General features: G+C 33.2%; 18 protein-coding genes. All 18 read right to left on the bottom strand.

What is annotated here, in order from left to right; translation table 11 throughout:
- Window positions 1–35: 35 nt before the first annotated feature.
- The 18 genes from BUB32_RS00590 to BUB32_RS00505 all read right to left on the bottom strand — a co-directional run bounded on the left by BUB32_RS00590 (window position 36) and on the right by BUB32_RS00505 (window position 20,174).
- Entirely contained in the window at window positions 36–1,199 is a 1,164-nt protein-coding gene (locus BUB32_RS00590) for an SIS domain-containing protein (protein WP_072966515.1), read from the bottom strand.
- Between the two features lie 22 nt (window positions 1,200–1,221).
- The gene (pfkB, locus tag BUB32_RS00585) at window positions 1,222–2,151 is read right to left on the bottom strand and encodes a 1-phosphofructokinase (protein ID WP_072966512.1); all 930 of its coding nucleotides are present in this window, start codon (window positions 2,149–2,151) and stop codon (window positions 1,222–1,224) included.
- Entirely contained in the window at window positions 2,148–3,002 is an 855-nt protein-coding gene (fba, locus tag BUB32_RS00580; RefSeq protein WP_072966510.1) for a class II fructose-1,6-bisphosphate aldolase, read from the bottom strand. Before fba ends, pfkB begins: the two co-directional genes overlap by 4 nt.
- Window positions 3,003–3,134: 132 nt before the next feature.
- Entirely contained in the window at window positions 3,135–3,584 is a 450-nt protein-coding gene (locus BUB32_RS00575) for a PTS sugar transporter subunit IIA (protein ID WP_072966508.1), read from the bottom strand.
- Window position 3,585: 1 nt separating this feature from the next.
- Entirely contained in the window at window positions 3,586–4,398 is an 813-nt protein-coding gene (agaD, locus tag BUB32_RS00570; protein WP_072966506.1) for a PTS galactosamine transporter subunit IID, read from the bottom strand.
- A complete protein-coding gene (gene agaC / locus BUB32_RS00565) occupies window positions 4,376–5,170 on the bottom strand; it encodes a PTS galactosamine transporter subunit IIC (RefSeq protein WP_072966503.1) in 795 nt (264 codons plus the stop codon). The genes agaD and agaC overlap by 23 nt, the downstream gene beginning before the upstream one ends.
- A gap of 14 nt (window positions 5,171–5,184) precedes the next feature.
- On the bottom strand, window positions 5,185–5,658 hold the full coding sequence (agaB, locus tag BUB32_RS00560) for a PTS galactosamine transporter subunit IIB (protein WP_072966500.1): 474 nt from the start codon (window positions 5,656–5,658) through the stop codon (window positions 5,185–5,187).
- Between the two features lie 174 nt (window positions 5,659–5,832).
- Window positions 5,833–8,580, bottom strand: coding sequence for a sigma-54-dependent transcriptional regulator (locus BUB32_RS00555; RefSeq protein ID WP_072966498.1), 2,748 nt, complete (start codon window positions 8,578–8,580; stop codon window positions 5,833–5,835).
- Window positions 8,581–8,698: 118 nt separating this feature from the next.
- Window positions 8,699–9,859: an MFS transporter gene (locus BUB32_RS00550; protein ID WP_072966496.1), complete on the bottom strand. Its 1,161-nt coding sequence runs from the start codon at window positions 9,857–9,859 to the stop codon at window positions 8,699–8,701.
- Between the two features lie 73 nt (window positions 9,860–9,932).
- Entirely contained in the window at window positions 9,933–10,580 is a 648-nt protein-coding gene (locus BUB32_RS00545) for a bifunctional 4-hydroxy-2-oxoglutarate aldolase/2-dehydro-3-deoxy-phosphogluconate aldolase (RefSeq protein ID WP_072966483.1), read from the bottom strand.
- A gap of 116 nt (window positions 10,581–10,696) precedes the next feature.
- Complete coding sequence (gene dgoD, locus BUB32_RS00540; RefSeq protein WP_072966481.1) at window positions 10,697–11,842, bottom strand: galactonate dehydratase; 1,146 nt, start codon at window positions 11,840–11,842, stop codon at window positions 10,697–10,699.
- A gap of 104 nt (window positions 11,843–11,946) precedes the next feature.
- Complete coding sequence (locus tag BUB32_RS00535; RefSeq protein ID WP_003868266.1) at window positions 11,947–13,116, bottom strand: UxaA family hydrolase; 1,170 nt, start codon at window positions 13,114–13,116, stop codon at window positions 11,947–11,949.
- Window positions 13,113–13,403 carry a UxaA family hydrolase gene (locus tag BUB32_RS00530; protein ID WP_003868994.1) on the bottom strand — a complete coding sequence of 97 codons (291 nt, stop codon included), beginning with the start codon at window positions 13,401–13,403 and terminating at the stop codon, window positions 13,113–13,115. The genes BUB32_RS00535 and BUB32_RS00530 overlap by 4 nt, the downstream gene beginning before the upstream one ends.
- A 33-nt stretch (window positions 13,404–13,436) precedes the next feature.
- Window positions 13,437–14,396, bottom strand: a complete 960-nt coding sequence (locus BUB32_RS00525) for a phosphoglycerate dehydrogenase (RefSeq protein WP_072966479.1) — start codon at window positions 14,394–14,396, stop codon at window positions 13,437–13,439.
- Window positions 14,397–14,538: 142 nt separating this feature from the next.
- Window positions 14,539–15,918 carry a PTS transporter subunit IIC gene (locus tag BUB32_RS00520; protein ID WP_072966477.1) on the bottom strand — a complete coding sequence of 460 codons (1,380 nt, stop codon included), beginning with the start codon at window positions 15,916–15,918 and terminating at the stop codon, window positions 14,539–14,541.
- A gap of 2 nt (window positions 15,919–15,920) precedes the next feature.
- Window positions 15,921–16,247: a PTS sugar transporter subunit IIB gene (locus tag BUB32_RS00515; RefSeq protein ID WP_003868991.1), complete on the bottom strand. Its 327-nt coding sequence runs from the start codon at window positions 16,245–16,247 to the stop codon at window positions 15,921–15,923.
- A 465-nt stretch (window positions 16,248–16,712) separates the two neighbouring features.
- Entirely contained in the window at window positions 16,713–17,186 is a 474-nt protein-coding gene (locus BUB32_RS00510) for a PTS sugar transporter subunit IIA (RefSeq protein ID WP_003868990.1), read from the bottom strand.
- A gap of 54 nt (window positions 17,187–17,240) precedes the next feature.
- Entirely contained in the window at window positions 17,241–20,174 is a 2,934-nt protein-coding gene (locus BUB32_RS00505) for a sigma 54-interacting transcriptional regulator (protein ID WP_072966474.1), read from the bottom strand.
- Window positions 20,175–20,314: the final 140 nt, after the last annotated feature.

Here is a 20,314-nt window from a genome sequence, read left to right as displayed (position 1 = left end):
GAGTGTTATATAAATCTCCAATGGCTAACAAAACCTTAAACATATTCATAAATTATTACCCCTTTAACAACCCTATTTACTCTTCCTTCAGGATTTGGATCATCAGGTGTTATCCCTAGATTCAAGGACTTATAAAAAGCTAAAATTTGTGCATAAATAATGTACAAAGGTGTTAAAAAAGCTTCTTCTACATTGGTAAAGTCCTGTCTCAATTTGAATATATAATCTATTCCATCTATTTGCAAATCTTCCGGCATAAAAGCCATTAATTTTCTTTTCCCGGGTTCATTTGCTATCTCTTTTATGAGGTCTAAATCATATTTTTGTGTATAAGGATTGTTTGATACAAAAAATCCTATAAGTGTTTTATCATTTATAACAGATTTGGGACCATGTCTAAATCCTAAAGAGGTGTTAAAATTAGTATTTACTTCTCCTCGTGATAATTCTAAAGATTTTAATGCAGCTTCTGCAGCACATCCTTTTAAGTTGCCACTGCCCAAGTATATCAATCTGTCATAGTCATTTTTTGATATTTCTTCTACTAACCTTGCATCTTCCTCTATTATTCTCTCTGCTTCTTTTGCTAATTTTTCAAAGAGGTCTTTTTTGCTCTCAATTTGTTCTATGTGTGGCAGCATTAAATCTGTTAAAAGCATACATGTGAAACTACTTGTCATTGCAAAACCTTCATCATTTGCTTCTTCAGGCATAAATATGTTTAAACAATTTTTCTTGTCAATTGTGCTTTTTGCCATTTTGCCATCTTTATTGCAGGTGATGTTTAAAAAATAAACATCTTTTATAATTTTTTCTGCTAACTCTATTGTAGCTAGGCTTTCTGGACTATCACCAGACCTTCCATGGGAAATTAAAAGAGTAGGTTTGTCTTTAAAGAAAAAGTTCTCTGGTGATGCAACAATATCTGTAGTATCAATTGCTTCAATGTCTAAGCCAAGCATTCTCCTCAAATAGCCTTCACTGCTATAGCCTACAAAAGCAGATGTTCCTGCACCAGTTAGTATAATTTTTAAATCTTTTATTTGGAATATTGGATTTAAAAACTCAGTGATTTCTCTTTTTTGATGTAAAAGAATATTAAAAAGTTCTCTCCATAATCGCGGCTGCTGATTTATTTCTTTCGCTGTAGCATAACCTTTCTTTTCTTTTAATTGTTCTTCACTGTAACCTAATATCATATTTTTATACCTCCTTGTTTTTTTAAAGTTTTTCGACCTTTACATTATTTTTTAAATGCTCAACATTCTCTAATGTAACATATCCTGTCTTGTAATACATGGCATTTGCCGTTCCACATGCAGTTGCTAATATCGCAGCATCAACAATATCAAATCCTCTTTTTATGCCTACTGCCATACCTGCAACATATGAGTCCCCTGAGCCCACAGGGCTTGCTACTTTTATTTGAGGTGGTATAAGTCTAAATACTCCCTCCTCACATGCAACGATAGAACCTTCACTGCCTAAAGATATTGACACAATAGTTATTCCAAACTGTTTGAGCTCTAAAGCCGCTTTTTTGATTTCTTCAATATTTTCTAATTCTCTATTGAGCAGTTTTTCTACTTCTTCTTTGTTAGGTTTAATCATAAATGGTTTTGCTCTAATGGCTTTTGATAGGTATGCACCGCTCGTATCTAAAATTAATTTGGCACCGTTTTGCTTTGAGATATTTATTAGTTCTATATAGATATCTTCAGGAACACCAGAAGGTGCACTGCCTGAGGCTGTTATGATATTGCAGCTCTTTGATAGTTCATTAAAATTGTCTAAAAATTTTTCTACATGCTCCTGAGACACATAAGGTCCCTTTTCCAAGATTTCCGTCTGAGTTTTTGATACAGGATCTAAAATTGCTATACATGTGCGAGTTTCTCCATCTATTTTGATAAAGCTACATTTGACACCTATTTTGTTAAGCTCTTCTTCTATGAATTCTCCCGATTTACCGCCTAAAAATCCTGTTGCTGTTACCTCCTCTCCCAATGTTTTTATAACCTTTGTTACATTGATTCCCTTGCCACCTGCCACGCTGTTTTCTTCCTGGGCTCTGAAAATTTTGCCCACTTGAAAATTGTCTACTCTGTAACTTCTGTCAACTGAGGGATTTAAAGTGACTGTCAATATCATGCTCTTTCACCACAGCCAAAAAGTTTTATTTTTTCTTTTACGACTTCTTCTATTGCTCTTTCTCCAGGTGCAAGGAATTTTCTTGGATCGCTCTCATCTGGGTTATTTTTAAATACTTCTTTTATTGCATTTGCAAAAGGAATTTTTAATTCTGTAGCAATGTTTAATTTGCATATACCCAGTGCTATAGCTTTTTTTACCAACTCATCAGGAACTCCTGATGCACCATGAAGTACCAATGGAATGTCTACTAAGCTCGCTATTTCTTTTAGCCTTTCAAAGTCAAGTTTTACTTCTCCTTTGTACATCCCATGGGCCGTGCCAATTGCTATAGCTAATGAGTCAACTCCTGTCTTCTCTACAAAATCCGCTGCCATTTCAGGATCTGTAAATGCACTTTTATCTTCTTTTACGTACATATCGTCTTCAACGCCTACTATACTCCCAAGTTCTGCTTCTACAGTCACCCCTGCTGCATGAGCTACTTCTACAACTTTTTTTGTCAGTTCGACATTTTGTTCATAGGAAAGCATTGAGCCGTCAATCATTACTGAAGTGTAACCTGCTCTTATGCATTTTACAACGAGGTCAAAGGAATTTCCGTGGTCTAAATGTAGTGCTATTGGTATGTCATATTTTTCTGATGCGACTTTTGCCATTGCAGCTATATAGTCTTCTCCTGCATGTTTTATTGTACCCGGTGTTGTCTGTAAAATTAAAGGTGACCTCATTTCATATGCAGCTTTTGCAACAGCTTTTAAAGTTTCAAGGTTGTGCACGTTAAAGGCTCCTACAGCATATTTGTTTTTTTTAGCATCTTCAAGCATCTTTTTTGTATTGACTAATGACACTTTGTTCACCACCTATTCAAACTCAGTATAAAACCACTAAATATATTTTAAATATTGAACCTATTTAACTGTTCTAAAAAACTATTCTGCACCAGGCATTTAAAGCACCCTAGTGCAGAATAATAATCTCTCTTAAATACCCTCCTTCATTTTCTCTGTTCCTTCATCATCTTTATGATGTTCATTATACTGTGTAAAATTTAATACACTATTTTTAGTAGTTTTCACAGCAAGATTAGCCAACTCAGAAATTGACAATTTATCCTTTTGCAAAACTATTTCTAATAAAGCGCTTAAATTACACCCTGCTACCAATTCTATTTTTTTATCACCCGAAACAGCAAATTCAGAAGCTACTTTAAAAGGTGTTCCTCCAACAATATCACATATGATTAAAACTGGTGAATTAGGATATTTGTCCAATATTTCCTTGATCTTATATTTCAAACTCATATCTGAATCATTTTCCTTAAAATCTATTGCATACGCACCATCAATAATCCCAGCTATAAGCTGAATTGAACTTTTTAGCCCAGTTGCATAATTCCCATGTCCTGTAATGATGATCACAGTATCATGCATATCATAAAACCCCTAAATATGAGAAGAATATCGCCATAAAGAATGTTATTAATATCAATATAACTGGGCTTACTTTTTTCTTCTTTAATAGGTAAAACATCAATAAAGTATACCCTAAAGGTAAAATATTAGGGAAAATTTTGTCAAAAAATTCTGTTTGCAATGATATAACATGGTCTTTATTTATTGGAATCTTAGTTAATACTTCAATATGCACATATGTGGCTATTAATCCTCCAATAACAGTAACACCAAGTATAGAAGCTGCTTTAGAAAATATTTTTGATTGCTCTTTAATTAGGTCTATAGCGTTTACACCTAAAGTATAGCCAAGATGAGTTAAAGGAATACGTAATAACCAGATGCTTAGATACACTGCAAAAAACAAAATTGGTCCAATTAAGCTTCCTTGCATAGCAAAAGAAGCACTAATACCTACCATTATCGGAAGTAAAGTAAACCAAAAAATAGCATCTCCAATACCTGCCAGAGGACCAAACAAGGCCACTTTTAATCCTCTAATTACTCCTCTATCTTCATGACTTTCTTCTAAAGAAAGCAGCAGGCCCATTAAAAATCCCACTAAATTAGGATGAGTATTTATAAATTCTAAGTTGTCCTTCATAGCCTCTGAAAGGCCTTTTTTATCATCTTTATATACCTTTCTCAAAAATGGTAATTGTGCTAAAGTAAATCCTCCTGCCTGCATTCTTTCATAGTTAAAACTGGCTTGTAAAAGTGAAGAAAAAATTGCTAGTTTTGTTATATCTTTTTTTGTCAACATTTTTTTATTAGATCCCGTCACTATACTCATCTCCCTTCGTTGCCACTACATTATTTAAAAGATACTGATCTTTTGTACGGAAATACTCGTAAAGTGCTAAAGCTGCACCTATTACCGCAATAGGCAATAAATTTGAAAAAGGTAGGAAAGAAGCTATAAAAAATCCTATTATAAAATATGGCGTGTATTCTGCTTTCATCATAACTCTAAGCAACATACCAAATCCTACCGCCGGCAATATTCCGCCTGCTACTTCAAAACCATGAGCCAACCAAGCTGGCATTGATTGCACAACTGTTTTCATCAAATCCTGTGCAACATATACACTTAAAAAGACGATTATTCCATAGCTTAGAGCAACAATAGAAGTAGTTAAAATATTTATTTTGGCAAGTCCTTTTACGTTTGCTTCTTCTGCATACTTATCAGCTTTTGTCATGAAAAACGAAAAGCTAGAGTAATAGAATAAAATAATATACTGCATTAGAAAACTAAAAGGTAATGCTAATCCTATTGCTGTTTTAGGATCTGCACCTGTTGTAAAAGCAATAACTGTTGTCATTAATCCTGCTAAAATTGGATTGGGTGGTTGCGTTCCTCCAGCGGGTGTTAATCCTGCAAATGCCAGTTCAGTTAACCCACCAGCAATTAAGCCTGTGTGTACATCACCAAGTATCAATCCCGTTAAAGTTCCAACAATTATCGGTCTAAAAAGGAAAAATGCTTCAAGCCAAAAATCCACACCTACTATTATCGCCATTAAAGTTAAAAGCAAAGCTTGCATCAATGTAATGCTATGCATTCAATCAAACCTCCTCATTGTAAATATTCTTTTTTATCGTCAGGAGTATCTTGTATATACACTTCCACCCCTTTTGAACTTATATAGTGCAAATCTTCTAAATCATTGTCATCTACATATACTTTTTTACTTAGTTGTTTTTTACCTGGTGAAAAATGCATATTACCAACATTCACTTCTTTTATAGGTACTCCCCCATCTACTAATTTTCTAACAACTTGCGGAGTTTTGCACACTATAAAAATTTTCTGAGTTGGAGAAGCTTTGTGAATTATATTTATAGTGTGTTCTATGGTAAAAAAACGAATCCCTACACCTGCCATTTCTGCTGTCATCTTCATCAGCTGCTGCTGTAAAGGATCATTAGCTACTTCATCATCTACAACAACGATCAAATTTGCTCCTAAAGATTTTACCCAAGTAACTCCTACTTGCCCATGAACTAAACGATTATCTATACGTGTTAATAAAATATTAGGAACTGACAATAACTCCCCTCCTTTCAGTTTGAATTTGTTTTCACTATATATCTTTAGCAAAAAGCATGCCAAAGAGTGTAATTAATTTTAACAGCATTGATATACAAAAAAGCATTCCTATCGAAGGAATGCCTAGAAATCAAATATAATTTCGTTTATTTTAAAAGTTATTGCAAGGTTATTTTATACTGGTAAATCTTTTATTTTTGTAACTATCAAGTCATATATAAACCCTATTTCCGTCGTCGGTATATCCACTTTATAAGTTTCTTCTATGACACTAAAAGAAGCTTTAACAAAATCTATGAACTGTCTATGACACTGTTCAAATTCCTCTAAATTACTGTAAGAGGTTATTGGTTCTTTCATCACTAGTCTTTCAATCATTACACTGACATGTATATACAAACTAATTTTTAAATCATTGGAAAATCTAACCCCAATAAATCTTTCTAAATCCGATATAGCTTTTTCAACCTGAGCAATTATTTTATCAGGGTTTAATATAGTCAAGTGATGTAATACATTTTGTAAAGAAAAAAGTCGGACTATCGTTTGATTGATTTGCTGTATAGTTTCATCGTCGACAATACCTCTTAATATTTTACTTAACAAGACATCTCCTTTGCCAGCAATTAAATCTTCTAAAGATAAATAAGGTATATCTTTTATTCCAGGGTCAGCTGTCCCAATGATTAGCTTAACATTAAAATTTTTGAATATCTCATCTTTTATCCCATTGCCTTTTAATCTGCTGTAATCATATGGAATAATCTCAATATCTTCATTTGTAAAACATTCTTTTAAAAGGTCTTTTATTTTCACTGCTGTGCCGATTCCTGTCACACAAGTTGTTAGAATGGCATTTTCTCTATTTTTTTGAGATTCAATGAATCTATAACTGCTGCTATTTTTCTGTATAGCCTCTGTTACAATTTGCTCTAAAGGTTGATTTTGCAATATTCTATTTCCTACGTCTAAAGCCAATTGAGTAGTAATATTATTAATAATTGCTATGTCTCCCTCTACAATGTCAGTTAAAGACTTGTATATCTCCTCTAAAGAACCCATGTCTACTAATATAATAATGCCTTTGGAGGTATCTATATTTTTTAAATAATCTTGAACTTTTAGCATAATCTCTTGTGTCGACATCTCAATTGGCATATCAAAAGCTTCAAAAACAAACTGTCCCAAAAGCCTATTGGCGACACTGGCTATGCTGCTGGCAGTTGAATAACCATGGGCTATTATTATAGAATTTATCAGATTTGAATTGTCACTTTTATTTAAGCTTTTAATATAAAGTGTAAAATAAATTACAGCTATTTGGTTGAGCTTGACATCCAGGTTAACTTCAATAAGTTCTACCATTTTATTAGCTATTATAAACTCTTTGGGAAAAACATTTTTCAAAACACCCAATACCACTTTTATATTCTCAGAATACTTCTCGTAAGTTACATCGCTTAATAAATAATTAATAAAATGGGTCAATACCAAAACCGAATTGCCATAATATTTAATTCCGTACATATTTTGTATTATATTTAGCACATTTTCTACTACGTTTTTAATAGCATTGAAAACTATTGAATCTATATACGTGTTATCGTTTTTAAAAATTATTTTATCTGTAAACTCATTTAAATAAATCAAAGCATCTTTTTTAAAACTGTCAGCATTTATTTCCCTACTACTATATTTCTCAAATAGCACAAATATTTTGCTTACTACTTCATATACATCTTTATTGTCTTCTTTGTCCCATATCAAATCTTCATCTTTTCTATTATGAGAAATCAACATACCGTTAAAATGAAAATTACTTTTTATTATATCTAAATCGGCCTGCATTTCTCTTGGTAGGTCATATAGATGAATTCGCAATATATTTGTTTTCTCTCTTATAACATGGTTATAGGCTTGAGCACAGCTGTATTTTATTACATTTATAAGTTTACCAATGTTGCCAGATATTTTGGTCTTAAGAAGAACATTCAGCACTTGTTTGCTTATTAAAATATCCATTCCCAAATTTTTGGCCTCATTTTTGTAAAAGTTATAGATAAGTTGTAACCTTTCATGTAAAGGCCTATCATAGAAAGAGGGGATGCTTACAACTAATGGTATCCTTCTTAAAAAAGTCTTTGTAAGAGTTTGCTCAGGGTCTTCAGTTGTGGCAAAGATAAACCTTACTTTTGCTGTCCTCCAGTTGCCTGTCTCACCAAGCCTTCTAAATATGCCTTTGTCCAAAAATAGAAACAGTTTTTCCTGCCCTTCTGGCGGAAGCCTGTGAACCTCATCTAAAAATAAATACCCGCCGTCTGCTTCCTCTAAAAGGCCCGGCTTATCTCTATCCGCCCCTGTAAATGCCCCTTTCACATAGCCAAAAAGATTTGCTGACAATAGTTCAGGATTATTGGCGTATTCAGCACAATTAAATATTACATAAGGAGCATTTTCATCTATAGCACCAATGGATTTAGCATATTCGTAAATAAGTTGTGCAATAAAACTTTTACCTACTCCTGTATTTCCAATTAGCAAAATAGGTAGTCCATTGGGAGGATAAGAAGCCGCTGATTTACATAACTTCACTTGTGTTTTCAGGCTGCCGTTATATCCTATAAGCTTTGTAAAAGGGTCATCGTTTGAAACCTTTACAGTTGAATCCAAGGTTTTAGCCGTTTCTTTGAATTCTTTTGCCTTCTTTTCATAAACTTCTTTGTCTAAAAAATAGACAGGCCTTGTGTTTATTTTTATTATTTTGCCTTCTTTATAAAGTTCATTTAATAAATGGCTTGCTACATTCCTTCTCAAATTCAATTTTTTGGCAATTTCTTGGGCAGTCAATCCCTTCTTTTCTTTAATATTTATATCTTTTGACTGCTCTTTTATTAAATTAAAAACCCTCTCTTTGTTTGTCAAGGATGGTCTCCCCTTTAAGGCGAATTAGTAAACTATCGCACACCTCCATACTCTATTTATAAAAAGTATACCACAGAAAAGTAAAAATTTTTAGGGGAAAGTTAAGCTAGTTTGTAAATCAGACTTTCTCTAAATCATCAGTTGTCTCTGTTTTCGCTAAAATTAAAGACATAAATACGACTAAAATCATAAATATCAATATAGCTGAAAATCCAATAAAAATTCCAAAAATGTCGTTTAATCTTCCAATTAAAAAATTTGCCAACATATTTATTGTTGAACTTATTGTCAAAATAATGGCGATTATAATAGTTACATGTTGTTTAAATTCTTTCATGACTATAGCAATTGTCGTTGGGAAAATTATTGAATAAAAAAATCCTGCTACTGAAATTAAAAATGCAAAATTTCTTCCGGCCATTCCAGATGCAATAAGTATTGAAGAAACCAAAGAAAATATAAACAAACTTTTTATATAACCAATTCTTTCAACAATAAACCCCCCAACTAATCTGCCAAAAGTGAATGTCGCAAAGAAAATCCCAAGATAGAGAGAACTTATTGTATTGTCCATTTTATATTGTGCGCTAAAAAATGTGACAGCCCAATTGCCTATGCCAAGTTCAGAGGCAACGTAAAATCCAAGCATACTTGCAAAAAGCCACATGCGTTTGTCACTTAGGATTTGTATGTAATCTATTTTATCTCTCGCAATATGTTTTTCCTCTCCATGCATCTTAATCTCAAGTGCAGCTAACATTAGTATAAAAACTATTGCTCCAACAGTTAAATAAACTTGTTGCCACGAAAAATTGATATGTAACAGTTTTGCTGTCATATTTGGGGAAATAATAGCTCCAACTCCGTAAAAAAAGTGAAGCAAATTCATCATAAGTGCTTGGTTTACTATAAAAACTATTGAAGCAACTGCATTTATGCCAATCTCCAATAGTCCCATCCCCATGTTCATCACAAAAGCAAAAATAAGAAATACAATAAATTTACGAGCTGCAAAAATTCCAAGTATTCCGGCTATTATAAGGATTAGACCACTTATTAATACTGACTTACGGCCTATTTTATCGGCTAAAAATCCTCCTAGAAAAGTTGATAAAATAAATCCAAAACTTCCAGCTGACAAAAATAAGCCCATCATAGTATAGTCAACACCATAAAAAGTCTTGATATTTATTATCAGCGGTCCTTTGACATTTTCTACTATTCCTATTAACATCATTAAAAGGTAAATTATTGCAATTGTATACGCGTTTTTTCTCAACAAAATATCCTCCCCTGTCTTGTTTATCCTGCACATTAATTATACAGAAACAGGGGAGGAAAAACAAATTTGGTTATTTACCATTAACTTCTTTAAACGCATTTACGAATGCTGCAGCTCTCTTTGTTATTTCATCAAACTTTCCTTCCTCGACAAGCTTATTATTTACAAGCTCACTGCCTATTCCTACAGAACATGCTCCAGCTTTTATAAAATCTTTAAAATTGTCAAGATTTACTGCCCCAACTGCCATCATTTCTATTTGCGATAAAGGTCCTTTTAACTGTTTTATATAGTTTGGCCCAAAGACTCCAGCAGGAAACACTTTAACAATCTGCGCTCCATTTTCCCACGCTGTTACTGCTTCTGTAGGTGTCGAAATGCCCGGAACAGGTAGTACATTGTACCTTTGGCATATTTTTATCATTTCTAGATTTAAAGAAGGTGATAATATAAATGATGCTCCTGACAGTATAGCAATTCTCGCAGTTTCAGCATCTAAGACAGTACCTGCACCTACTAATACCTGATCACTATATTTTTCAACAAGTTTTTCTATCATCTTGGCAGCACCAGGGGTATTAAATGCAACTTCAATAGCTTTTATTCCCCCTGCAATCAGTGAATCTGCAATTCTATATAATGAATCAACGGATGTACCCCTTACAATTGCACAAATTCCTACTTCCTTAATCTTATTTAATACCTCATAGCCTTTCATAAAATCACCTCCAACAAAATAAAAATCTTCTATCTATAGAACCTATAGAGCATTTAAGCAAATATTAATTATTACTAAAATATTTAATTCCATAATATAATACAATCCTCTTTAGATTACCATTCAGCTACCGTCCCATCGTAATTCCTCCACTTTGGGTTAGTCCAATGTAATCCTTCCATATCAACTTTTTTGACTAATTCTTCATCGATTTCAATACCAAGTCCTGGGCCCGTTGGAATATCGACAAAGCCATCCTTATACGCAAAGATTTCTTTATTTTTTACAAAATCAAGTAAATCAAAACCTTGATTATAGTGTATGCCTAAGCTTTGTTCTTGTATAAACACATTAGGTGTACAGATATCTAATTGTAATGTAGCAGTAAGTGCAATTGGACCATACGGAGCATGTGGAGCTACAGCTACATCAAACGCTTCTGCCATAGCAGATATTTTTTTAGCTTCAAGAATACCACCTGTTAATGCTACATCGGGTTGAATTATATCTACAACACCGCTTTTTAATACATCTTTGAATCCCCACCTAGTATATAATCTTTCACCTGTCGCAATAGGTATGGATGTATAACTTGCTATTTCCTTCAATGCTTCATTGTTTTCGGGTAATACAGGTTCTTCTATAAACATCGGCCTGTATTTTTCCAATTCTTTAGCTAAAACTTTAGCCATTGCCTTATGAACACGTCCGTGGAAATCTATCCCTATCTCCATTTCATAACCAACAGCATCTCTTATTGATGCCACTCTTTCAATAACAGCTTCAATTTTTTTATATGAATCAATATAATGAAGTTCCTCTGTGGCGTTCATTTTTATTGCCTTGAAACCTTTATTCTTCCTATCCAAAGCTGCTTCCACTACATCTGAGGGTCTATCTCCACCAATCCATGAGTAAACCATTATTTTGTCTCTTGCTTTTCCGCCCAAAAATTCATATACTGGCATATTATAATATTTGCCTTTTATGTCCCATAGTGCCATTTCTATTCCTGATAAAATTGTCATATTTATAGGACCGCCTCTAAAAAAGGACCTATACATTATTTGCCAGATATCTTCAATTTGTCTCGGGTCTTTATCAATAAGATACTCTCCCATTTCATATGCACCTGCAACAACAGTTTCAGTTCTAGTACCCGAAATCAATTCACCCCATCCACTAATCCCTTCATCTGTATCTATCTTTAAAAATATCCATCTTGGTTTTACCTTATATACCTTTAATGATGTAATCTTCATCCTTATTTCTCCCCTCCTCATTTTAAATATCTTACTTACGTTGAACCTTTTTATACTTCCTTCTTACTTTTAACTTCTTATAATCTAAGAAATGTTTTATTAGCTTACCATGAACACCAAATCTCTTGATTTCTATATATACACGTTTCTGAAAATCCATATATCTCTGCTTTTGTTAATTTACCATTACATACATCTATTATCTCTTGTAAAAGCATTTCACCACATTCTTTAATGTCTTTTTTACCTTCAATTATATCCGAAACATCTAAATCAATATTATCCGACATGTTTTCATACGTTTGTTTATTTCCCGTTATTTTAATTAAAGGTATAATAGGATTACCAATAGGAGTACCTCTCCCTGTGGTAAATACACATATCTGCGCTCCTCCAGCTACCATCCCCGTAACAGATTCAATATCATAACCTGGTGTATCCATTATAATGAGACCTTTTTCTTTCGGAATTTCTCCATAACGTACAACTTCATTAATAATACTTGTTCCACCTTTCATAATCGAACCTAATGATTTTTCTTCTAAAGTACTCAATCCTCCTTTAATATTTCCCGGTGAAGGATTCGCGCCCCTAACATCTATTCCTAATCTAATAAACTCGTTTTCTAAATTTTTAACTATTGTTAATAAGTTATTCCTAACTTTTTCATTTTTTGCTCTTCTGGCTAATATATGTTCCGCTCCAATGAATTCTGTAGTCTCACCCAAAAATACTGTAGCCCCTTCTTTTATTAAAATATCACTGCAATATCCTAATGTTGGATTAGCAGCTATTCCAGAAGTAGCATCAGAACCTCCACAATTAGTTGCTAATGTTATATTAGAAATGTCAACTTCTTCACGCTCTATTTTTGACATCTCTTCTACCATTTTTCGTGCTAATTTAATTCCCTTCTGTATGGTTTTTAGTGTTCCTCCCTCTCTTTGTATACTTATGACTTCTACTGGTTTATTACTCCTTTTTTTAACTTCTTCATATAAATCATAAGCTTGAATAGTTTCACATCCCAATCCAACTATAATGGTTCCATATACGTTAGGATTTAAAGTCAACCCTATTAAAGTCCTGTGCATAAGTTCCACGCTACTTCCAATTTGCCCGCATCCCTTTGGATTAGTTATATATGTCGTACCTTGAACTTGTTCTGATATTAATCTCGCTGTTTCATTTGCACATCCTACAGAAGGTAAAATTAAAACTTTATTTCTTATTCCATATTTACCATCTGGTCTTTTGTATGCCTTAATTTTCATCTCTTACCCCTCACGCTCTCTATATTATCTATATGAACACACTGGCCAATTTCTATAGATTTAATAGCTTTACCTATAACCTCCCCATATTTATAAACGTTATTTCCGGATTGAATAGGTACTACTGCGATTTTGTGGTATATTTCTATATCATCTAATGCAATGAGTCTATTAACTGTTTCATTATTATAGATAATATCTACAACATCACCCTTTTGAATCTGTGACAATGCCGTTGCAACACTATCCGCTTTATTTAAAAGAATTGCTTTTTTTATACTAGGCATTTAATATCTCCCCTCATTTACTTTAGCTTAGCTCTAATCAACCAAAACAATATTAGGAGGAGTTTCGCCTTTTAAAACTGCAATTACATTATCAACGGCAGTATTACCCATTCGTTTATTTGATTCAACAGTTGTTCCACCAATATGAGGTGTTAATATAACATTAGGTAAATCAAAAAGAGGCAAATGCATTGGAGGTTCAAAATCATATACATCAGTAGCATACCCCTTTAAAGTTCCATCTATCAAAGAGTTGTAAAGAGCTTCATTATCAATAAGTTGACTCCTAGCAGTATTAATCATAATAGCACCTTTTTTTATTAATTTAAATTTATCTGCATTAAGAATATTTAATGTATCGTTGGTTAATGGTAAATGCAAACTTATAAAATCTGCTTCTGATAAAAGTTCATCTAGCCCCACATACTTTACTCCTAGCTCCAAGGCTAATGGATTTTTCTTGATATCATATCCTAAAATATTCATATCATATCCAGTAGCTCGTTTTGCCACTGCAGTACCTATTGTACCAACTCCGATAATTCCAATAGTTTTTTTGCTTAAACTTATACCAACTGGCTTAATCCACTTGCCATTTTTTGTATCAGTATTTGCTTGATAAAGCCCACGAGCAAGCATATGAAGTAATCCAAAAGCTAAATCAGCAACTTCTTCGCTGTTAGTGCCAGGGGCATTAGTAACAACAATGCCTAATTGATTCGCAGTTTTAACGTCGATGCTATCTACTCCTACTCCATGTTTTGCAATAATCTTGAGTTTCTTACATTTTTTGATAACATCCCCTGGAACTTTATCATTTCCTACTATCAGTGCATCCGCATCAGAAGCATATCTTATTATTTCTTCATTTGTAAAAGGTCTTCCAAAAGGATTAAGTACAACTTCACAACCAAATTCTTCGAGACGTTTTACTGGTTCTTTACTAATTTTTCCAAATGTAACTGCTGTACTAACAACTTTCCATTTTTTCATTTAAATATTCCTCCCTCGTCTCACAAACAGATCTGCCTATATTCATTATTATGATTCACATCAACAAATTATAGTACCAAACAAGAATAAACTATCAACTATTCTTGTTTGGTACAACTAATTGCATTTTATTATAATATGTTTAAATTTTTGCTTTGCTTTCGTTGCCTTTATAACCAAATGCTTTATACCATACTTCAGGACTTCTCTTAAAGAAAAATAGCATCGCAAAAATACCTATAAATGCTACAACAAGTCCTATAGGTGATTGCCCCAGTAACCAAAACAATCCATGTAAAGGTCTCATATCAGCGCCAACAATGGCTTTACCAGTATCAGGTAACTGGGTTCCTATCAAAGTTACTATATGGGCAAAAAGTGGAGATGCTGCACTGGCAAAGTATAATGTTATAATTACAGCAATAACTGTAGTGATATAAGAAGCAATAATATTTCCTCCCATTATTGCTGTTACAGCTGAAGCTAAGAAAAAGGGTGTTACTCCTAAATCTGCTAACATGATAAATTTATTACCTGGTAGCAAAAATATAAGAGGTACAGTAGTCAACATAGTCAGAAGCCCTGTAGTAAGAACATCCGGATGTCCAATAGTAAGAGCTGAATCCATCCCAAAATTTAATTTTCTATTAACGCCTCTCTTAGAAAGTACCTCTCTTACTCTCTCATTAAGAGGTACAAATCCTTCCAAGAGAGCTCCGGTTGCTTTGGGATATAAGTAGATAAAAGCACCTGTTCCTATGCCTAATGCCAATATCCCAGACCAAGTTTGCATATCACCTAATTTATTTCTCCATGCAATAAACCCTATAATTGTAGCTATTATAAAGCCCACAACAACAGAATCTCCTAAAATGCCAAATTTTTCTCTTATAGTTCGTGAACTAATTTGTATCTTGGTTAATCCAATTTTATCAAAGAACCATTTCAAAGGAACAGCTATTAATGTTCCTCCTTGACCACTTGCATGCGGAAAAGCAAGCCCTGGTAAATTAAAGAATATTTGCATGGTAGGAGCAGTTATATCGGCAAGTATAAGAAGGAACATTTCAACTGCTACCGCAGTTAATAACCCATATACCAGATTATTAGTCGCATAATAAACCATGCTACCTATAAAAGCCCAATGCCAGAAATTCCATACGTCCAAGTCTAAGGTATCTGTCCAGTGTAATAAAAGCATTATAATGTTAACAATTATACCAGTAGGAATAATCAGTGCCCCAATTTGTGTTGAATAACCCACTGCTGCTAAAAGAGCCCAACCAGTATCAACATATGGTAAATGCACTCCTCCCGTAGTTATCATATCCGAAACTGCTTTCCCAATTAATCCCATGAAATACGGATTTAAGACTGATACTAAACCATTAAGACCTACACCTATGTAAAGTGCTGATCTGAGAGCTTTAGAAAACTTTACTCCAAGAATTAATTCAAAAATTAGTATTACAATAGGAAGTAGAACAGCAGCCCCAAAGGTTTTCACAATCATAGTAAACATTTTTACTTACCCCCTCTTTCTTTATTGTTAATAATATCTTGAATTTGAGTAAAAACTTGGTCTTTTCCTATGCCAGTTAAGAACGGAACTCCACTAATAACAGGAATATTTACATCTAAATCTGTTCCAGCAGTAGAAATCACAAAGTCAAAATCTCCATTTTTTACCATATTATCAACATCTACTACTCTTCCTTGTACAAATTCTGCGTGAATACCTTTTTCCTCCAAAGCTTCTCTTAAAGATACCAGCGCAATTGTAGAAGTAGCAACACCATCTGCGCACACAACAAGTACACGCACATTCTTGTAATTCTTTCCTGTCATCATATTTTATCTCCCTCCTATCTCTAAAGTTATGTTTCAGGAACACCCTAGCTACAGTCAACAATCTTAGCTTTTTTCTTCACTTTCTCATAATACTTCAGGTGCTGATTCCATTATCCCTTTGAGGTAATTTTTTATCCTAAAGCTACTAATGCTTCGTGTATCAGGTTTGATACGATACTGTTAGTATGACTTTGATCACGGCTATTGAAAATATTATAATTTCTTTAGTTTCCAGTTTAAAAAGTCGGATAAAGAAATCCCAAAACATCTTAACGCATTCGCCAAGAATTTGCTTGCCTTGTGTGAAATAAATTATCAATCTGGCAGCTTTAGTGCTGAAGACGCCTCTTTAGCTAAGTGTAGTAATCAACTCTTTAATTTTCAAGATTCCAATAATTACTAGTTGACATTACACCTCTAAGCCTAAATTTATAACGCTTACTATTTTGCTTCATTTACTAAAATTTAATTCAATGTAAATGAAGCATTTTTTATTATATCAATGATTTTATCACCTCCATTTGCTTCAATTATTTTCTCAAGTAATGTGTCATTCTGTATTAATTGAACCATTTGTTGAAGCATCTCCACCTGGCTATGTGCTTCATTTAGTGCCATCATAAATACAATGCTAACATTTACTTCTTCCAACGGATTTGCCATGTTTTTAAATATAACAGGTTTTGACAATGTTGCAATAGCTATTGCAGGTTTTATTACATGTTCTGGATCTGTATGAGGAATTGCAACATTATACGTATTTAATTGCAAACCTGTTGGAAAAGTTTTTTCACGTTTAATAATTGCATCTAAAAAACTCTCTTTTACAAAACCGTTATCATATAGTTTTTTAAATAGTACTTTAAATATTTCTTCTTTACTTTTAACATCTAAATTTGTAACAATTAATTCTTTATTGAAATACTCTGATATTCTCATCAACAATTACCTCCTCATCTACTGCCCTTCTATATAGTGCAAATATCGTGCCAATTAATTGGCCGGTAGTGTATTTTTTAATATTATTTCTTTTATTTGAACCGGACTTTTAGCTCCCTTCAAAGCATTTACAATCTTTTCGTCTGTCATTACTTTATATAAATCAAGCATATAATCCTTCGAATCTTCTTTTAACGCTATCATAAAAACTAAATCCGCTTTAAGCTCTCCTTCCCAAAAAATAGGTTTTTTTAATTTTGCAATTGCTATGGCAGATTTCGTAACGTTTTTCGTGTATCCATGTGGTATAGCTATACCGCCTTTCATCCAGGTGGCTCCCATTGATTCTCTTTTGTATACACTTAGCAAAAACTTATCATCTACATAACCTTTATCTTGCAATATCTCCACCAATTTATCTATGACATCACTTTTCATAGAAATATCCACATCACATAAGATAAGGTTTTCATCAATGATTTCTTTCAATGGATTTTCAACCTTTAAATTGAGGATTTTTTTAAGCTTTTCAATCCCTGCGCCATGTAAAATATCTTCAACAGATATAAAAGGTATACTTTTTATGCCGGGATTTATTGTACCAACAAAAGCTACCACTTCATTTTCTTCTCTTATTTTTGAAATTTCTTTTTCAATATCTTCCTGCCTGAGCATTCCAACAGGTATTATTTTGTAATCATCTTTTAGTTGTGGTAAGACATCTTCAATATATTTCTTTATTTTTAACGCTGTTCCCTCTCCTGTAATACATACAGTTACAATTGCTTTTGGAAGCTTATCTTTACTCTTTATGCCTTCAACTCTTCCTATATATGTTTTATCTACATCTAACGCATCTGCTATCTCATCTAAATTAGTATCCGGTATAATAGCTCTTCTGACAGCTTCCAATACCATAACAGTATCTACTCTTCCTACCACTCTTGTAGGTATCCCTGTCCTTTTGGTTATAATTTCGCCAAAGGTAATAAGTGAACCCATGTCAACCAAAATAATGCAGCCTTTGCCTTCGTCTATTCTTTTTACTACTTCAATTGTCCTCTCAAGAACAGATTCTGGGCTTTCATCAAGAGCCATATCTATACCGACTGCATGATTTACCCCTAAGAGTTTATTTGCCACCTCTGCCATGCCACTTGCAACATGGCCGTGCGTAAGCACAACTACGCCCACTCTGCCTTTAGTTATTTCTTTGTCCCCTGAGAATGTTCTTAGATACATAGCAATAAAGCCCACTTCTTCATCAGGCAGCTGTATTTCTAATTCTTTGTTAATTTGTTTTGCCATAATTTTAGCAATAGAATACTCAACAGGATATTCTTTCACTATGTTTTCAAGTTGAGGATTAATTATTGGTTTGCCGCTTAATATTCTTTCATAAGCAGCACTTAAGTGTATAGCAAGGGAATAAAAGAGATTATCCTCTAAGTTTTTAAAACTTTTTTTAGCAATCTCGTATGCTTTTTCAACAGCATTTACAATTTTTTCTCCTACTATGTTTGTCAATTCTTTTTTTGAAATTGTTATGTTAGATTTTACATTTACAGCAAATTTCTTCAGCTCCGCCTCTATCTCTTTCCCGAGAATTTTATCTATCTCCTCTTTTGTAAGTCCTTGTCTTTTTAAGTCAATAAACCTTTCTTCTATAAATTGATATATTTCATCAGGCAGCATATATCTATCTTCTTTTGGATATAACTTAATTTCCTTGTCAGGATACACCATAATGTCTTCATTTGAATATCTTTCTATTTCGGGATCTCTTTTATTTACTCTGATTATCCCCATTTTTACGTGGTTAGGTAAATCTGAAAGGTCTATTGTCAATGAAGAGCTTTTACTCCCTAATGAATTTAAAAAGCTCCTCGCACAAGCAACTTGAATATCGCTCCTTAGCTGCCCTATATTCCCCGGACAGTCATAAAGCATAAGAGCTCTTACTGCCTCTTTTTTTACAATAATCGATTTATTAATTCTAAAAGACTCTTTTGAGAAAAAATGATGTATAATTTCATATCTTTCTTGGGGAGGTCTTTCTGAAAGAGAAGGAAGTTCTATCACCATAGGAATTCTTCTCCTAAAAGTAAGTAATAGCGAAGATTCAGGATTTTCAGTAGTAGCAGCAATAAGCATAATTTGTGCCTCTCTAGTACTTTCTGTTTCCCCTAATCGTCTGAATTTTCCTTTGTCCAACAAATAAAAGAGTATCTCTTGTCCTTCACTTGGAAGCCTGTGGACTTCGTCCAAAAACAAAATTCCACCATCAGCTTTTTCTACCAATCCCGCTTTTGCAGTATCAGCCCCTGTGAAAGCGCCTTTTACATAACCAAAAAGTTGCGCCATGAGTAGTTGTGGATTATCCGCATAATCAGCACAGTTAAAAACTACAAAAGGCGCATTTTCATTAAATTTTCCAGACTCTATGGCATAGTTGTACATTGCTTCAGCCAACTGGCTTTTTCCAGATCCTGATGGTCCTACTATTAAAGTATGAAGTCCATGAGGGGGATAAAGTACTGCAGCTTTTGCAAGGCTTATCTGCACTTTAAGGCTTCCTTCGCTTCCAATAATCTCTTTAAATGAGAGTAAGCTTTTAGCTGTTTTAGGAGTTTCAAAATTTACATTATCGTTTTTAATAGTACTTTGTTGCACTAAATTATCTGCAATTTTATCTTTTAAAATTTCCTTTTTTATTTGTGTAGCTACAAAACGAGAAATATTATATCCTAAATTATTTAATTGTTTTGTCAAATTTCTATCTGAAATATTTGGGTCCTTTGAAATTATTTTTTTTGCATCTTCTAAAAGGTAAGGTTTTCTTCTTTCTCTTGAGTCAGGAATATTATTTTTCAGTCTAAATTGTGTCACATCTTCTCTTTTAATATTGAGAATTGCGGCTATTTGGTCATCTGTTAAAGGATTCTTTTTATCCTCTTTTTGTATAATTTCAAAAATCCTTTCAATCATAGTGACAAGCCTCCCTTCAATGTATATTATGCAAAAAATATACCATAAATATGGCAGGAATTGTAGCGGAATATTTAGTAAATTGCATAAGTTGTGAACAAAAGTTTTTAGATAAAATAAAAAAGACCTTAATAGGTCTT

Origin of the sequence: Thermoanaerobacter uzonensis DSM 18761 (assembly GCF_900129115.1) — a bacterium.
GTDB lineage: Bacteria > Bacillota > Thermoanaerobacteria > Thermoanaerobacterales > Thermoanaerobacteraceae > Thermoanaerobacter > Thermoanaerobacter uzonensis.
This window is presented reverse-complemented; position numbering and strand designations above follow the sequence as displayed.

Bases quoted from the DNA above. Each gene is read 5' to 3' on its own strand.
- BUB32_RS00590 (WP_072966515.1), bottom strand. From the start codon at position 1,199: ATGATATTAGGTTACAGTGAAGAACAATTAAAAGAAAAGAAAGGTTAT.
- pfkB (WP_072966512.1), bottom strand. From the start codon at position 2,151: ATGATATTGACAGTCACTTTAAATCCCTCAGTTGACAGAAGTTACAGA.
- BUB32_RS00575 (WP_072966508.1), bottom strand. From the start codon at position 3,584: ATGCATGATACTGTGATCATCATTACAGGACATGGGAATTATGCAACT.
- agaD (WP_072966506.1), bottom strand. From the start codon at position 4,398: ATGAGTATAGTGACGGGATCTAATAAAAAAATGTTGACAAAAAAAGAT.
- agaC (WP_072966503.1), bottom strand. From the start codon at position 5,170: ATGCATAGCATTACATTGATGCAAGCTTTGCTTTTAACTTTAATGGCG.
- BUB32_RS00545 (WP_072966483.1), bottom strand. From the start codon at position 10,580: ATGAAAGGCTATGAGGTATTAAATAAGATTAAGGAAGTAGGAATTTGT.
- dgoD (WP_072966481.1), bottom strand. From the start codon at position 11,842: ATGAAGATTACATCATTAAAGGTATATAAGGTAAAACCAAGATGGATA.
- BUB32_RS00535 (WP_003868266.1), bottom strand. From the start codon at position 13,116: ATGAAAATTAAGGCATACAAAAGACCAGATGGTAAATATGGAATAAGA.
- BUB32_RS00530 (WP_003868994.1), bottom strand. From the start codon at position 13,403: ATGCCTAGTATAAAAAAAGCAATTCTTTTAAATAAAGCGGATAGTGTT.
- BUB32_RS00525 (WP_072966479.1), bottom strand. From the start codon at position 14,396: ATGAAAAAATGGAAAGTTGTTAGTACAGCAGTTACATTTGGAAAAATT.
- BUB32_RS00520 (WP_072966477.1), bottom strand. From the start codon at position 15,918: ATGTTTACTATGATTGTGAAAACCTTTGGGGCTGCTGTTCTACTTCCT.
- BUB32_RS00515 (WP_003868991.1), bottom strand. From the start codon at position 16,247: ATGATGACAGGAAAGAATTACAAGAATGTGCGTGTACTTGTTGTGTGC.
- BUB32_RS00510 (WP_003868990.1), bottom strand. From the start codon at position 17,186: ATGAGAATATCAGAGTATTTCAATAAAGAATTAATTGTTACAAATTTA.
- BUB32_RS00505 (WP_072966474.1), bottom strand. From the start codon at position 20,174: ATGATTGAAAGGATTTTTGAAATTATACAAAAAGAGGATAAAAAGAAT.